The following is a 15507-nucleotide window of genomic DNA, read 5'->3' on the forward strand; positions in this document are numbered from 1 at the left end:
TCTGTTTTCCTTGCAAACAATCTTGCAAAAAAAATGAGATCGTTAAAACAAAAGCACAATAAGTGGCAATATTATGCCATCGTTTACGTACTATCTTGCATTCAATGTAAATAATCTTGTTTAGCTCTCGCTAAATGCGGTTGTATAACCGCAATACACGCCGTATTTTATCCGGCATATATTGTTTTTACTTGCTCATGGAATAGGGAGGTTGTCATGTATCAACGCTGTTTTGATAATGCCAGCGAAACGCTGTTTGTCGCCGGTAAAACGCCACGACTTTCGCGCTTTGCGTTTAGTGACGATCCTAAATGGGAGTCGGGACATCACGTTCATGATAATGAAACTGAGCTGATTTATGTTAAGAAAGGGGTGGCAAGGTTTACCATTGATTCTTCGCTCTATGTGGCACATGCCGATGACATTGTGGTGATAGAGCGTGGCAGACTGCACGCGGTGGCCTCAGATGCTAACGACCCGGCAACGACTTGTACCTGTGCGCTTTACGGTTTTCAGTTTCAGGGCGCAGAAGAAAATCAGTTACTGCAACCGCATTCTTGTCCGGTAATTGCCGCAGGGCAGGGAAAAGAGGTCATCAAAACACTTTTTAATGAATTAAGTGTGATTTTACCGCAAAGTAAAAATGGCAACACATCTTCAGTGTGGGATGCATTTTCCTATACGTTAGCGATTCTCTATTACGAAAACTTTAAAAATGCCTATCGTTCGGAGCAGGGATATATTAAAAAAGATGTCCTGATAAAAGATATTCTCTTTTATCTTAATAATAATTACCGCGAAAAAATCACTTTAGAACAGTTATCGAAAAAATTTCGTGCCAGCGTCAGTTATATTTGTCATGAATTTACTAAAGAGTATCGAATTTCTCCCATTAACTACGTCATTCAACGGCGTATGACGGAAGCGAAATGGTTGCTGACCAATACCGATTTGTCGCAGGCAGAAATCTCCTGGCGCGTGGGTTATGAAAATGTCGATCATTTTGCCAAACTGTTTTTGCGCCATGTTGGCTGTTCTCCCAGTGATTACCGCAAACAATTTAAAAATTGTTTTGCTGAACAAGAAATCTTATCTGAATTTTCTGAACCTGTAAGTCTTGCCGGATAAATCTGACGGCGCAGTTTTTGTCAGAAGCTGCGCCGCCTGAAGATTATTTATTCTGGTAATCTTTCAGGATCTGCCGACCTGCAACGTAAATCATAATCTCGTCAGTACCACCGCCAATCCGTTCACAGCGGACATCACGCCAGAAGCGGGAGACGCGTGCCTCATCGGTGTAGCCCAACCCGCCCATGATTTGAATTGCATCATCAATGACTTCCATTGCAGTGCGTGCGCAGTACAGTTTTGCCAGCGCCGCGCTGGTGCGCAGTGACTGATGCTGATCGGCTTGCCATGCCACTTTCAACACCATGTTGCGCATGTTGTCGATCTTAATCGCCATCAGCGCCAGTTTTTCCTGGATCATCTGGTTATGACCAATTGGCTTACCAAAAGCGATACGCTGGTTGGCATAGCGGGCGGCATCTTCGAATGCGCATTCGGCAAAGCCAGTGCTGCGCGCGGCGTTGATCAGGCGCTCCATCTCAAAGTTGTACATCACATTGAGGAAACCCATTCCTTCTTCGCCTACCATGTCGCTCTCTTCAACTTCCACGTTGTCGAGATAAACTTCGCAGGTGCTAAGCATATGCCAGCCGATTTTATGCAGCGGATTGATCTTAATGCCGGGCTTACTGGACTCAACCCACCACAGGGTGAAGGCTTTTTTCGGATCTTTCGGTTCTGGATCGCGCGCCAACACCAGCATATACGGGTACTCTTTCGCACCGGTGATGAAGGTTTTCTGTCCGTTGATGTAAACCTTGCCATTTTTACGCGTGTAAGTGGTGGTGGCGCTGTTGTTATCTGAGCCAGCGCCAGGTTCCGTCAACGCCAGGGCATAGGCAGGGTCGCCGGTTTCCAGGGTACTTTCTGCCGTTTTACGTAGCTGCTCCTCAGAACCAAAACGGCGCATGCTGTGAATACACTGACCGTTGGTAATCAAAAACGCCGGAGCACCGCATTTTGACACTTCCATCAGCGCCAGCATCTGGGTGACGTAATCCGCAGGGATGCCGCCGAACTCTTCCGGCACGCCAAGCATAGAAATGCCGTTATCTGCCAGCGCCCGCATAAACTCACGCGGATATGTACCGTTTTGATCGCAGGTGCGGAAATACTCTTCCGGAAAGTTAGTCGTAATCAGTTCGCGAATACTGGCCAGCAGCAGTTCTTGTTCTTCAGTTAAAGAAAAATCCATCGTGATACTCCTGTTAATGAGCCGCTTCAGGCAGGACAAAACCCATCGCCGCATCGATAAATAATCTTTCGTCCATCAGTTTCAGTTCTGGCGAAATAACTGGGGTGAAATCCATTTTGTCGAGAATATCTTTTTGCAAATCGACGCCAGGGGCAATTTCGATTAAATGCAGGCCGTCTTCTTTCAGGGTGAATACAGCGCGTTCGGTGATGTAACGAACATCCAGTCCCCGTTCGAGCGCGATTTTTCCGCTAAAAGTAATTTCCGGAAGTTCACGGATAAATTTATTTACCCGTCCTTCCTGGACGATATTTAATTTACCATCGGTAATTTCTGTTTTTAAACTGCCCGCAGTTAACGTGCCGCAGAAAATGATTTTCTTCGAGGTGGCACTGATATCAATAAATCCACCTGTACCCATGATTTTGCCATTGAATTTATGCACCCCGACGTTACCGTGCTGGTCGACTTCGGCAAAACTCAAATAACAGACATCCAGACCACCGCCGTGGTAAAAATCGAACTGGGAAGTCATATCCAGAATGGCGCGGGTATTCACGTTCGCGCCAAAGGCGATACCTTGCGAAGTAATACCGCCAATTGGGCCTGTTTCCACCGTCAGAATAAAGTCATCAGCACAACCTTCTTCCCGGGCGACCAGACCAATACCGTCGGCAATACCGACACCGACATTACCCACTGCACCTTTGCGCATTTCAAACAATGCGCGCCGCGCGACTAATTTACGCTGATTAAGAGGCAAGCTAAGTTGGGTACTGTCATCCAGTGTGAAGTCACCAGAAATAAAACGATTAACTGGCGCACCGCCATACAGTTGGGTTTGGTCCGGATCGACCACCACAATATCGATAAGATAACCTGGAATACGGACAGCTTTAGGATGCAGCGTGGCTTTCTTAACCATCTTCTGCACCTGCATCATCACGATACCGCCGTTATTGTGCACCGCCTGGGCAATAACCAATGCGTCGAGATACATCACTTCATCTTCAAAGGTTGCGTAGCCTTCGCTGTCGCAGGTTGTAGCGCGAATAAAAGCAATATCTGGCGCGATCGCTTTGTAATAGAGATATTCTTTATTATCAAACTCGACCAGTTTAATCAGGTCTTCTTTAGTCACTTCATTCAGTTTGCCGCCTTGTTGGCGAGGGTCGACAAACGTTCCGATACCAATATCGCTAATAATTCCTGGCTGGTGGGCAGCAGCAGCGCGCAATGTTTGAGTGAGCACACCTTGTGGATAGTTATAGGCAACAATTTTATTTTGTTCTGCGAGTTCAGAAATACGCGGTGATTGTCCCCAATGGCCGCATAAGGCCCATTTCACCAGGCCTTCTTGCGCCAGCGGACTAATACCGCGGTCGGCGCGATCGCCAAGCCCTGTTGGACTAATAATCGCTAAATTACGCGGTGTCTGGGTTTGTTTATATTTGTCAGCAAGAGCGGTAATTAATGTGGTGGCTTCCAGAATACCGCCACCTGCACCTAATACACAAAGTGTTGCTTCGTCGGGAATATAACTTACCGCTTCCTGTGCCGACAGGACCGGCACTCGTCCATTAATACGAGGTGGTTTTACAGGTTTCATTATTTTTTCCTGATTCAGGTGTGGATTTCTCTGCGCAAGCATTAAAAATAGCGCACAGATACCCACAGAATATTTTTATCAAATACTCTTTAAAAATATTTTTTATACGGCGGGGAAGGTTGCTCCCGCCGGTACGTTATTTATTACGCCTGGTGCAAAATAGTTAATACTGTGCGCAAATCATTCACCGATATTTGCCCAGGCGCAGAGGCTTTTTTTACTGCACCAAACGTTGCGGCTGAACCAAATACTTCACCAGCCAAACGGGAAATTACGCCAGTTTTTGCCATCGACATCGTGATGATTGGACGATCGGCATACTGCTCCTGCATCTCCAGGGTAGCGGCAAGCAACGTCAGGACATCACTTGTGCTTTGCGGCATCAACGCAATTTTAGGAATATCAGCGTCGAAGGACTGCATTTTACGCAAACGGGCAATAATCTCTTCGGCTTCCGGCGTTTTGTGGAAGTCATGGTTGGACATGACAACCTTCACATCATGCGCATGTGCATAGGCGACGGTTTCTTTAACCTGATCGTCGCCGGTAAATAACTCCAGATCGATCATATCGACCAGACCGCTGTCGATGGCTGCGCGATTGAGTGCAATATAAGCCTCAGTAGAAATCGCCTGCTCGCCGCCTTCTTTAGCGCTACGGAGGGTAAACAGCAGCGGTTTTTCTGGCATTACCTCACGGAGGATTTTTGCCGCGGCCATGACAGACTCCACGCTGGAGAGGTCGGCAAAGTGGTCCACACGCCATTCCAGAATATCAAAGTCCGCTTCACGATAGGCGAGAGCTTCGGATTTCACGCTGGCGATATCTTTCGCCATCAGCGAGACGATGATTTTTGGTGCGCCCGTACCAATGACGAGATCTTTTACAGTTACGGTTTTCATTTTTTACCCTTTCTGCACGCGGTCAGCCTGTCAGGCGCCGAACCCCATGACCTGTTTAACGTATTCCAGAGGGAAATCTTTGCCAGTCCATAACGTGAACTGTTCAGCCCCTTGCCACAACAACATGCCGTATCCATCAATCGTTTTGCAACCTGCTTGTTGCGCCTGCTGCAATAACTTCGTCATATGCGGGTTATACACGCATTCAGTGACCAGCAGTCCTGGATGTAACAAACTGATATCGTTAACTAATGATTCATTTTCAAGAGGCTTCATACCCACTTTTGTGCCGTTGGTTAAAATGTCGGCGGAAGCCAGGGCTTCAGCAAAGGCTTGCTGATCGGCGAGATCGGTCACGGTGACGACACAATCGGTGTTTTCGTTGACCCGTTGTGCGAAGGCGAGGGCTTTGTCGAAGAATTCATCCCGACGGTTGAAGATTTTAATCTCTTTTAAACCTTCAATCGCGCCTTGCGCGCCAATCGCCGTTGAGGCACCACCGGCACCTAGCAGCACCATCGTTTTGCCTTTGATATCAAAACCGCTCTCTTTAATGGCGCGAATATGGCCCGTGCCGTCGGTGTTATAGCCGCGCAGGTAGCCGTCATCATTGACGATGGTATTGATAGCGCCAACCAGTTTGGCCGCTGGTGTTAATTCATCAACATATTCACACGCCAGTTGTTTGTTAGGCATCGACACACCGGTTCCGCGCATTTTTAAGGCTTTTAAGCCTTCAATTGCTCCGGCAAAGCTATCGTTATCCACTTCAAAGGCCATATAGGTAAATGGCAATCCCGCTTTTTCTAAGGCTTTGTTTTGCATTTCAGGCGATAAACTGTGGCGGATAGGATAGGCCATCAGGCCAATCAATTCGTATTTAGCGGTAACATCCATAATTAACTCCTCTAATTTCTTTGCTTAATTGTGTTTAACCGGGGTGCTAAGATTGCGTTCGCCAAACCGGACATCATTTTCAGGAATAATGAAAACGCGGTAATAGCGGATGAAAACAATAATTGCGGTAATCAGGGCCAGAAGCGCGAAAGTAAAATCGAGAACGATGATGTATTGCAGGCCGATATTCGACAGATAACCGGTAATCAACGGAATAACAAAGTTGGCCAGACCACCCATCATCATATAAATACTGGTGACTTTGGCTTTGCTTTTGGGGAAAAACTCAGACATGACTGAAACGCCAAGCTGTAAAATACCGCCAGCAGCAGAGAAACCGATGACAAAAGCCCCGGCATTACAGACCAGTGGAGAAGGGTATAGGTAAATGATAGCGGCGGTTACCGTTGCCAGAGCAGAGTTAAAAACGTTAGCCCAGATGGGACGTACCATTTTTTTCAATAGTGCGGCAAAAATAAAGACACAGACCAGCGAACCCATACTGTAATAAGAGATGGTTTTTAATGCCTCAGCTTCCGACATACCGGCAAACGCCATCGCATATTTTGGCATCCACACGACAATTACATAAAAGGTCGAGAATGCGGCAACACCGAACAACACCGATGAAACACCTTCCAGCCAGACTAACGGCTTACTGTTCATTTGCGGTAGTTCACCAGCTACGCTGGCATCCACCAACTGGCCTGGGAATTTACTTTTCAATAGCATCAGCGTGATCAGCACAAATACGATGCCTGGAATAATCAGCCCATAACCGTACCAGATGTTATTCAACAGCATATAACTCACCAGCATCGGATAGAGCATTTGCCCGAACGATATCATCGCCTTAACCAATATTACGGCTGACCCCGAGGCTTTCGGGAAGCATTCCATCAACGCCGGATATCCACCGGTATCCAGGGCTGAGTTGGCGATACCAACGCACACTGCCAGACCGTAAGCGAGAGCTAAACTTGGGCAGGCCGGAATACCAAAGAAAAACAGCATATACATGGCAACGGCCATGAATATTACTGCTCGTCGACCAAATTTATCGGAGATTACACCGAAGAATAAAATACTTATCAGACGGCCCAGACCGATACCAGAAATTAAATAGGCGATACCGGCGTTATCGGTAGAAAACTTTTCTGCCAGAGATGACATGTTTTGTGCAAGCGTAATAACACTAATGCCATGTAGGAAATAGCTGAAGTATACACAAAGGACAGCCAGGATAAATGGCGTGCTGAAAGCCTTATTTTGAGACATTTTCACAGCTCCTTGCTGAAAGATAATTTTGTTACCGTCCGTGTTGTATTTCGACGGTTTTCATAATCACTATACTGAAGATGATTTTCTCTGGGTACATGGCATAAAGTTTATGTTTCCAGGAATGTTGCATGTGATAGTTTGTTTTTGATCGCGATTTTCCTTAATTAGCGCAGGAAGAATAATTTATCCGTAATATCTTGCATGACCTTATAAGAATATTGCATTACGCACCAGTAGCGACATTTTCCGTTAATGATGGATGTTGTGCTTCTTTTCGACTGCGTACGCCAATAAACAGCGCCAGTAAAAAGCCGATAGCAGCGATGGCGGTATCGAACCACATAATATCGGCAATACTTCTTTGCGAAAGATGAGCCGTAATCAACGGAATGGTAAATGTTGCAATGCTGCCCGCACTGTAATAGATCCCCGTTGCTTTTCCTTTGGCATGGGGAAAACGTTCCGCCATTAACGTCAGGCCAATTTGTACAACACCACCTGCGGAGGTAAAACCGATGACAAAAGCAAATATTATCACCACATAAAATGTGGGATGCAGGCAGATGGTGAGCAGGGCGATAAATGAGATAAAAGTGTACAGCATCAACAATGTTGTTGAACGAACCGCTTTGCTAATGAGTGGCGCGGTAATAAATACACAAAGTAGCGACCCTACGGTATAGATACTGAGTAATTTGATCGACATGGTGTAAGACATACCGGCGACAAATTGTCCGTATTGTGCCAGCCACTGACTTACCAGATAAAAGGTTGCCATTGAGATATAGCCATATAAGGTATAGCTGGCTAAATCGATAATTGAGCAACGATGCTTCGCGGCGGTGGTGGGTTTCTTTACTTCAGGTAAGCGACGTCCCGGATGTGGTGGAAAGGTACAGCGATATAAAAACAGACCGTTAACGATCATAATTGCTGCGGCAATCATAAAAGACCAACCGAACCACAGTTCAGCCCACACTAACAGGCTGATAATTAGCGGCAATAAAAATTGTCCGCTGGAGACAAAGGCTTTAATTAAAATATTGGCTGTGCCAGGCGAGCGAGGAAAAGCTTCCATCAGGCTGGGGTAGGTGCCTGCATCAAGAAAACTATTTGCCATACCGGCGAGAAAACCAAATACATACGCGATGATAATGTTATTTGCATGCAGAATGCCGAAAAAGAACATCAGATAGCAGCATATCCCCATGATGATAAAAGGACGTCGGCCAAAACGATCGGATAGTAATCCTGCAAAAAATAAGACACTTAATCGACCAATGCCTAATGATGAGATGACAATTGAGACGCCCGCAGCATTGGTCTGCCAGAGCGTCTCCAGCGAGGCCATATTTAAAGTCATCAAAATGACACCCATACCATGCACCAAGTAATTGAGATACAACCCAAGCGCGGTAGGGAGGTAGGGATTTTTCATAAGATCTACTTAGCAATATTGCTTAAAAAGTTGCTTTTGTTATGTCAGCATCCGTTTATTATTTTTGTCATGACGTCCGTTGTATCCCGTTAAAATATCAACACAGGCGTTCCAGATCGTGCGCATATAATTCAGCTGCGACAGACTGGTAAATCTTCCAGTCAATAAAATTACCTTCAGGGTAGATATGTTGAAATGCGATTAAATTGGGGAAAAAACGCATGGTGTTGTTGCCGATGCGGTTGTTTATTTTTTCTATGATGGCGTGAAGATGCCTTTTTCTTTGCTGGCGCATTGCCAGAAGTTTTTCAACTATCTCGTCAGGAATATCCGTTTTGCCTTTCTCCCATTGTTGCCAGCTTTCACTGTCGCCCGTCAGGGCAATCCAGGTCGCGCATTCATCAATGGTCATAGCAAAAATATGGCGTAGTGCCTGGAGTTCATAAGCGTTCATCGTGTAATGGCTGCATGAAAAAAAGAATAAAATATAAATAACATTATCAGCCTGCTTACGGCTTGAAGAGAGTCACAGTATCTTGTGCAACATTATTGGAAAGAACGAGAGGCGGGGTAATGAAGCAAAAAATGTTAAAAAAAAGCCCATCGTGGGAGATGGGCAAAGACTACACACAGCAATTCGTTGTTTCACTCAGGGGATTTCCATGCTTATAAATCAATATGTTGATTTATAACCGTGTGCTAATAGTAGGCATACGGACTTTTTGCGTCGATCAGATTCGTCTCATTAGTTTAAAAACTGTAAAGGATTTGCGACAGGAACTACCAGCTGAATGGCGGTAAGCAGGAAAATACGGACTGGAGGAATGAAATATCAATTAGCTGTGATTAACAATCAGGCGGCAAAGCCGCCTGATAAGTGATTTACTTATTCGGTTTCTCGATTTCGCCAAGCTCTTCGAGAATTTCCTCCGGCTGGTCAGTCGGCGGCGGGACTTCTTCAACCCACGCGGCAAACAGACGCCAGGAAACAGCCAGTAGTACCGGACCAATAAACAGACCGATCATACCGAAAGCAATCAAACCACCAATAACCCCGGAGAGGATCAGAATCAGCGGTAAATCTGCGCCCATGCGAATTAGCATTGGGCGGATGACGTTATCCAGAGTGCCAACCACACCACTCCACACTAACAATACCGTTCCCCAGGTGGTATCGCCGGTCCAGTAGAGCCAGATAATCGCCGGAATCAACACTGGCAGCGGGCCTAGCTGAACAAGGCAGGAGAGGATCATTAATACCGTTAGCAGCGTTGCGTAAGGCACACCAGAAACGGCCAGACCGATACCGCCAAGCACTGCCTGCACTAACGCAGTCACCACAACGCCCAGCGCCACTGCGCGGATAGCTTGTGCCGCCAGCAGTACAGCAGCATCACCGCGAACGCCCGCCAGACGGGTCGCAAAATGGCGGATGCCTTGCGCCACCTGTTCACCGCGCCAGTACAACAGGGCACTGAAGAGCAGCATCAAGGCACAATGCACCATAAAGCGCCCGATATGCGCGGCTTGCCCGACGAACCAGGTGGTAGTGGTGCCAATATAAGGACGGACTTTCGCCATAATTGCCGTGCCGCCCATATCCAGCAAATTGTGCCAGCCTGCGTACAGCTTCGCGCCAATCACTGGAATGGTATTAAGCCACGCTAAATCCGGTAATGTCATATCGCCACTGGAGATGGCCTTAATTAACGGGCCACTGCCGTCGACGATACTGTTAACCAGCAAAGCAATAGGGATGATAAACACCATCACCAGGAGCAACGTCATTACCAGAACGGCGAGAGAGCGGCGGCCAAACATGATCTTTTGCAAACGTAACAATACCGGCCAGGTGGCGATAACCACCGTACCGGCCCATGCGAAGCCGAGAATAAAGGGTTGAACGATCCACAGACATGCCACAATCATGATGGCTAAAAACAGCACCGAAAGCAGAATTTGTGCGACATCCCTGGGCTGACGAACATTTACCATAACTACTTTTCACCTTTTTTGTGCGTCAAATCGTCGACGCGACGTGAACACGCGAAACTCACCTGCATAATGATGAGCAATTTCAGCGGTTTTTAACAGGCCGATTCTGCCCTTAATTCTAATGGGCGTGTTAGAAAAAAATGTGGTACAACAACTCAGGCAACACGCAAACGATTTACTCGTCGTATTTCAAGTTGCATGTGCTGCGGCTACGTTCGTTCACCCCAGTCACTTACTTTTGTAAGCTCCTGGAGTTCACTCGCTTGCCGCCTTCCTGCAACTCGAAATCCATAGAGTAAACAAACATCACCTTTCAGTGCGCTATTGCAGCAGCCTGAAAGAACAGTGTATCGACCTACATCACAGACCGCAGGAAAGGGTCAATATAATGATTCCACAGATTTCCCAGGCACCCGGCGTCGTTCAACTGGTGCTTAATTTTTTGCAAGAGCTGGAGCAACAGGGTTTTACTGGCGATACGGCGACAAGTTATGCCGATCGTCTGACAATGTCGACCGACAACAGTATTTACCAACTTCTCCCCGATGCGGTGGTATTTCCGCGTTCAACCGCAGATGTGGCGTTAATTGCCCGTCTGGCCGCGCAGGAACGCTATTCATCGCTGATCTTTACCCCCCGCGGCGGCGGTACTGGCACTAACGGTCAGGCGCTCAATCAGGGGATTATTGTTGATATGTCCCGCCATATGAACCGCATCATCGAAATTAACCCTGAAGAGGGCTGGGTGCGCGTTGAAGCTGGGGTGATTAAAGATCAACTGAATCAGTACCTGAAACCATTTGGCTACTTTTTTGCGCCAGAACTTTCGACCAGTAACCGGGCAACGCTCGGCGGGATGATTAATACTGATGCTTCCGGCCAGGGATCGCTGGTCTATGGGAAAACGTCAGATCACGTGTTGGGCGTGCGGGCGGTGTTGTTGGGGGGCGATATTCTCGATACCCAACCTTTACCCGTCGAACTTGCTGAAACGTTGGGTAAAACCAATACCGCTATCGGGCGGATCTACAACACTGTCTATCAACGTTGCCGCCAGCAACGCCAATTAATCATCGACAAATTCCCCAAACTTAACCGTTTTCTTACCGGTTACGATCTGCGCCATGTCTTTAACGATGAAATGACCGAGTTCGACCTGACGCGCATTCTGACCGGATCAGAAGGGACGCTGGCCTTTATTACCGAAGCGCGGCTGGATATTACGTGCTTGCCTAAAGTGCGCCGTCTGGTGAATGTCAAATATGACTCTTTTGACTCCGCGCTGCGTAATGCGCCGTTTATGGTTGAGGCGCGTGCGCTTTCGGTAGAGACGGTAGACTCAAAAGTGCTGAATCTGGCGCGGGAAGATATTGTCTGGCATTCCGTCAGCGAACTGATTACCAATGTGCCTGACAAAGAGATGCTTGGGCTGAACATTGTTGAATTTGCCGGAGATGATGAGGCGCTGATTGACGAGCGGGTAAATTCACTCTGTGCGCGGCTAGATGAACTGATTGCCAGCCAGCAGGCAGGGGTGATCGGCTGGCAGGTGTGCAGTGAGCTGGCAGGTGTTGAACGTATTTATGCAATGCGCAAAAAAGCCGTCGGCCTGCTCGGCAATGCCAAAGGTGCAGCTAAACCGATTCCATTTGCCGAAGATACCTGCGTGCCGCCGGAACATCTGGCAGATTATATTGCTGAATTTCGCGCACTGCTCGACAGCCACGGTTTAAGTTATGGCATGTTTGGCCACGTCGACGCTGGTGTTTTGCACGTCCGTCCGGCACTGGATATGTGCGATCCGCAACAAGAGATCTTGATGAAGCAAATCTCTGATGACGTGGTGGCGCTGACTGCAAAATACGGTGGCTTGTTGTGGGGCGAGCACGGTAAAGGTTTTCGTGCCGAATACAGTCCGGCGTTTTTCGGTGAAGAGCTTTTCGCAGAGCTACGCAAGGTTAAAGCGGCGTTTGATCCGCATAACCGACTAAACCCTGGGAAAATCTGCCCGCCAGAAGGTATTGACGCGCCAATGATGAAAGTGGACGCGGTAAAGCGTGGCACGTATGACCGACAAATCCCCATCGCGGTACGCCAGCAGTGGCGCGGCGCTGTGGAATGTAATGGCAACGGTTTGTGCTTCAACTTTGATGCCCGCAGCCCGATGTGTCCGTCAATGAAGATTACTCAGAACCGGATTCATTCACCGAAAGGGCGTGCAACGCTGGTGCGTGAATGGTTACGTTTGCTGGCGGATCGCGGCGTTGATCCTCTAAAACTGGAGCAAGAGCTGCCAGAGTCTGGCGTCAGCTTGCGCACGTTAATTGCCCGTATGCGCAATAGCTGGCATGCAAATAAAGGCGAATATGACTTCTCGCACGAAGTCAAAGAGGCAATGTCGGGCTGCCTGGCCTGTAAAGCGTGTTCGACTCAGTGTCCGATCAAAATTGACGTACCGGAGTTTCGCTCTCGTTTCTTGCAACTCTATCACACGCGTTATCTACGCCCATTGCGCGATCATCTGGTGGCAACGGTCGAAAGTTACGCACCGCTGATGGCGCGTGCGCCAAAGACTTTTAACTTCTTCATTAACCAGCCGCTGGTGCGAAAACTCTCGGAAAAACACATCGGTATGGTCGATTTGCCGCTGCTTTCAGTGCCGTCGCTGCAACAACAAATGGTGGGGCATCGCTCGGCAAACATGACGCTGGAACAGCTTGAAGCGCTCAGTTCAGAGCAGAAAGCACGCACGGTTCTGGTAGTGCAGGATCCTTTCACCAGTTATTACGATGCGCACGTGGTGGCGGATTTTGTTCGTCTGGTCGAAAAATTAGGTTTCCAGCCGGTGCTGTTGCCATTCTCACCGAATGGTAAAGCGCAGCATATCAAAGGCTTTCTTAATCGGTTTGCGAAGACGGCGAAAAAAACGGCGGATTTCCTTAACCGCATGGCGAAACTGGGGATGCCAATGGTGGGTGTCGATCCGGCGCTGGTACTTTGTTATCGCGATGAATATAAACTGGTTCTGGGCGAGGCGCGTGGCGAGTTTAACGTCTTACTGGCGAATGAATGGCTGGCAAGCGCGCTTCAGTCACAGCCAGTGACAGCAGTCAGCGGTGAATCATGGTATTTCTTTGGTCACTGTACTGAGGTCACTGCTCTGCCGGGCGCGCCAGCACAATGGGCCGCGATATTTGCCCGTTTTGGCGCGAAACTGGAAAATGTCAGCGTGGGTTGCTGCGGCATGGCAGGAACTTACGGACATGAGGCGAAAAACCATAAACACTCGCTCGGGATCTATGAGTTATCCTGGCATCAGGCAATGCAGCGTCTGCCGCGTAATCGCTGTCTGGCGACCGGGTATTCTTGCCGCAGCCAGGTTAAACGGGTTGAAGGGACGGGGGTACGCCATCCCGTGCAGGCATTACTGGAGATTATTAAATGATATGGAAACGTAAAATCACCCTTGAAGCACTGAATGCCATGGGTGAAGGAAACATGGTGGGGCTGCTGGATATTCGTTTTGAACATATTGGTGATGAAACGCTGGAAGCAACAATGCCGGTAGACTCGCGGACAAAGCAGCCTTTTGGGCTGCTACATGGCGGGGCGTCCGTAGTATTGGCCGAGAGTATCGGCTCCGTTGCCGGTTATTTATGTACCGAAGGCGAGCAAAAAGTGGTTGGCCTGGAAGTCAATGCTAACCATGTTCGCTCAGCACGAGAAGGGCGGGTACGCGGCGTTTGTAAACCGCTGCATCTCGGTTCACGGCATCAGGTCTGGCAGATCGAAATCTTCGATGAGAAAGGGCGTTTGTGTTGTTCATCACGATTGACGACCGCCATTTTGTGACGTTGTCACCAGAAAAGTGTGATGCATATTGCTTTTGGTTATTATCTGCACAGTAAACGGTGGTATACTGTGCAGGTCTTGTCTAAAGCGAGGATGCTATGTCTACTCAACTTAATCCCACCCAGCTGGCCATCGAATTTTTACGCCGTGACCAAAGCAATCTTTCACCCGCTCAATATCTCAAGCGTCTGAAACAACTCGAACTTGAATTTGCTGACCTGCTTACCCTCTCTTCTACGGAGCTGAAAGAAGAAATCTACTTCGCCTGGCGTCTGGGCGTGCATTAATCTCTACTGAACATAGTCTGAACGCCCATCGACCTGGATTAACATCTGTCCAGGTCTGGCGATTATTTTCTGACCGTCCTCCTGTTGTTACCTGCCTGATTTTGCTCAAAAATAATACAAATCGCAGTTTGTGTTAAAACGGCGATGCAGTCTTATGAGATTATTCTTATCGCCCCTTCAAGAGCTAAGCCACTTTGAGTGCCGGAGATAAGCGCCGGATGGGGTAGAAACCCTTAAGCCTGTGATGCACAGACTTAAGGGTTTTCTTATTTCAGAACTCGCCACTTTTTTACCTATCTCTTAAATAGTCATTTTCGATACAACTTTTTCTTTTCCATCACAGCCTTAACACCCACTCGATAATAATCATTATCTAACAATGAGATACCTAATTCTTAGCATGCCTGTTAACCCTCTCATCAGGGTCTATGCTTATTAAATACAGGCAAAAAGCATGTTTTACGCTAAAGCCCCTGCGTTTGCTGGGTTGAACTGATAATCATTATCACTAACATGCTGTTATCCGCTGAAAGCGATGAAGTGAGGTAAATCGATGGACATGCATTCAGGAACGTTTAATCCACAGGATTTCGCCTGGCAAGGCTTAACGTTAACACCCGCAGCCGCGGCGCATATACGTGAGTTAGTCGCGAAGCAGTCGGGCATGGTTGGCGTGCGTTTAGGCGTCAAACAAACAGGCTGCGCGGGCTTTGGCTATGTGCTCGACAGCGTCAGCGAGCCAGAGAGAGATGATCTGCAGTTTGAACTCGACGGCGCGAAGCTGTTCGTCCCGCTGCAAGCGATGCCGTTTATTGATGGCACGGAAGTCGATTTCGTTCGCGAAGGACTCAATCAGATATTCAAATTTCACAACCCGAAAGCCCAGAATGAATGTGGCTGTGGCGAAAGCTTTGGGGTATAGG

12 protein-coding genes, 1 other RNA gene and 1 pseudogene are annotated in these 15507 nt (G+C 47.9%); 5 read left to right on the plus strand and 9 right to left on the minus strand.

Annotation, left to right across the window (positions count from 1 at the left end):
• Positions 1-216 precede the first annotated feature (216 nt).
• A complete protein-coding gene (locus tag FEK50_RS11580; protein ID WP_130208252.1) occupies positions 217-1128 on the plus strand; it encodes an AraC family transcriptional regulator in 912 nt (303 codons plus the stop codon).
• A 43-nt stretch (positions 1129-1171) separates the two neighbouring features.
• Here the strand turns inward: FEK50_RS11580 and FEK50_RS11585 are convergent, their stop codons facing one another.
• From FEK50_RS11585 to ydiK, 9 genes and pseudogenes are all read right to left on the minus strand, one after another.
• Entirely contained in the window at positions 1172-2323 is a 1152-nt protein-coding gene (locus FEK50_RS11585) for an acyl-CoA dehydrogenase (protein WP_000347861.1), read from the minus strand.
• Positions 2324-2336: 13 nt separating this feature from the next.
• Positions 2337-3932, minus strand: coding sequence for an acyl CoA:acetate/3-ketoacid CoA transferase (locus FEK50_RS11590; RefSeq protein ID WP_131161182.1), 1596 nt, complete (start codon positions 3930-3932; stop codon positions 2337-2339).
• A 143-nt stretch (positions 3933-4075) separates the two neighbouring features.
• On the minus strand, positions 4076-4834 hold the full coding sequence (gene aroD / locus FEK50_RS11595) for a type I 3-dehydroquinate dehydratase (protein WP_131161183.1): 759 nt from the start codon (positions 4832-4834) through the stop codon (positions 4076-4078).
• Between the two features lie 30 nt (positions 4835-4864).
• Positions 4865-5731, minus strand: a complete 867-nt coding sequence (gene ydiB, locus FEK50_RS11600; RefSeq protein ID WP_130208246.1) for a quinate/shikimate dehydrogenase — start codon at positions 5729-5731, stop codon at positions 4865-4867.
• Between the two features lie 11 nt (positions 5732-5742).
• Positions 5743-7009, minus strand: a pseudogene (locus FEK50_RS11605) (MFS transporter).
• A gap of 226 nt (positions 7010-7235) precedes the next feature.
• On the minus strand, positions 7236-8450 hold the full coding sequence (locus FEK50_RS11610) for an MFS transporter (protein WP_131161184.1): 1215 nt from the start codon (positions 8448-8450) through the stop codon (positions 7236-7238).
• Between the two features lie 97 nt (positions 8451-8547).
• Positions 8548-8904, minus strand: coding sequence for a YdiL family protein (locus FEK50_RS11615; protein ID WP_130208240.1), 357 nt, complete (start codon positions 8902-8904; stop codon positions 8548-8550).
• Positions 8905-9038: 134 nt separating this feature from the next.
• An RNA gene (gene rprA / locus FEK50_RS11620) (antisense sRNA RprA) lies at positions 9039-9146 on the minus strand.
• Positions 9147-9332: 186 nt separating this feature from the next.
• Positions 9333-10445, minus strand: coding sequence for an AI-2E family transporter YdiK (gene ydiK, locus FEK50_RS11625; RefSeq protein ID WP_000248636.1), 1113 nt, complete (start codon positions 10443-10445; stop codon positions 9333-9335).
• Positions 10446-10833: 388 nt separating this feature from the next.
• On the opposite strand from ydiK, the gene FEK50_RS11630 reads away from it, so the two are divergent.
• The 4 genes from FEK50_RS11630 to sufA all read left to right on the plus strand — a co-directional run bounded on the left by FEK50_RS11630 (position 10834) and on the right by sufA (position 15506).
• Positions 10834-13890 carry an FAD-binding and (Fe-S)-binding domain-containing protein gene (locus FEK50_RS11630; RefSeq protein WP_131161185.1) on the plus strand — a complete coding sequence of 1019 codons (3057 nt, stop codon included), beginning with the start codon at positions 10834-10836 and terminating at the stop codon, positions 13888-13890.
• On the plus strand, positions 13887-14297 hold the full coding sequence (menI, locus tag FEK50_RS11635) for a 1,4-dihydroxy-2-naphthoyl-CoA hydrolase (RefSeq protein ID WP_130208236.1): 411 nt from the start codon (positions 13887-13889) through the stop codon (positions 14295-14297). Before FEK50_RS11630 ends, menI begins: the two co-directional genes overlap by 4 nt.
• A 98-nt stretch (positions 14298-14395) precedes the next feature.
• A complete protein-coding gene (locus FEK50_RS11640; protein WP_088376204.1) occupies positions 14396-14584 on the plus strand; it encodes a YdiH family protein in 189 nt (62 codons plus the stop codon).
• A gap of 553 nt (positions 14585-15137) precedes the next feature.
• A complete protein-coding gene (gene sufA / locus FEK50_RS11645; RefSeq protein WP_131161186.1) occupies positions 15138-15506 on the plus strand; it encodes a Fe-S cluster assembly scaffold SufA in 369 nt (122 codons plus the stop codon).
• Position 15507 lies beyond the last annotated feature (1 nt).

It is taken from the genome of Escherichia sp. E2586 (genome assembly GCF_005781105.1).
Lineage (GTDB): Bacteria > Pseudomonadota > Gammaproteobacteria > Enterobacterales > Enterobacteriaceae > Escherichia.

Coding starts and splice junctions, on each gene's coding strand:
- FEK50_RS11580 (WP_130208252.1), top strand. CDS start 217: ATGTATCAACGCTGTTTTGATAATGCCAGCGAAACGCTGTTTGTCGCC.
- FEK50_RS11585 (WP_000347861.1), bottom strand. CDS start 2,323: ATGGATTTTTCTTTAACTGAAGAACAAGAACTGCTGCTGGCCAGTATT.
- FEK50_RS11590 (WP_131161182.1), bottom strand. CDS start 3,932: ATGAAACCTGTAAAACCACCTCGTATTAATGGACGAGTGCCGGTCCTG.
- aroD (WP_131161183.1), bottom strand. CDS start 4,834: ATGAAAACCGTAACTGTAAAAGATCTCGTCATTGGTACGGGCGCACCA.
- ydiB (WP_130208246.1), bottom strand. CDS start 5,731: ATGGATGTTACCGCTAAATACGAATTGATTGGCCTGATGGCCTATCCT.
- FEK50_RS11610 (WP_131161184.1), bottom strand. CDS start 8,450: ATGAAAAATCCCTACCTCCCTACCGCGCTTGGGTTGTATCTCAATTAC.
- FEK50_RS11615 (WP_130208240.1), bottom strand. CDS start 8,904: ATGAACGCTTATGAACTCCAGGCACTACGCCATATTTTTGCTATGACC.
- ydiK (WP_000248636.1), bottom strand. CDS start 10,445: ATGGTAAATGTTCGTCAGCCCAGGGATGTCGCACAAATTCTGCTTTCG.
- FEK50_RS11630 (WP_131161185.1), top strand. CDS start 10,834: ATGATTCCACAGATTTCCCAGGCACCCGGCGTCGTTCAACTGGTGCTT.
- menI (WP_130208236.1), top strand. CDS start 13,887: ATGATATGGAAACGTAAAATCACCCTTGAAGCACTGAATGCCATGGGT.
- FEK50_RS11640 (WP_088376204.1), top strand. CDS start 14,396: ATGTCTACTCAACTTAATCCCACCCAGCTGGCCATCGAATTTTTACGC.
- sufA (WP_131161186.1), top strand. CDS start 15,138: ATGGACATGCATTCAGGAACGTTTAATCCACAGGATTTCGCCTGGCAA.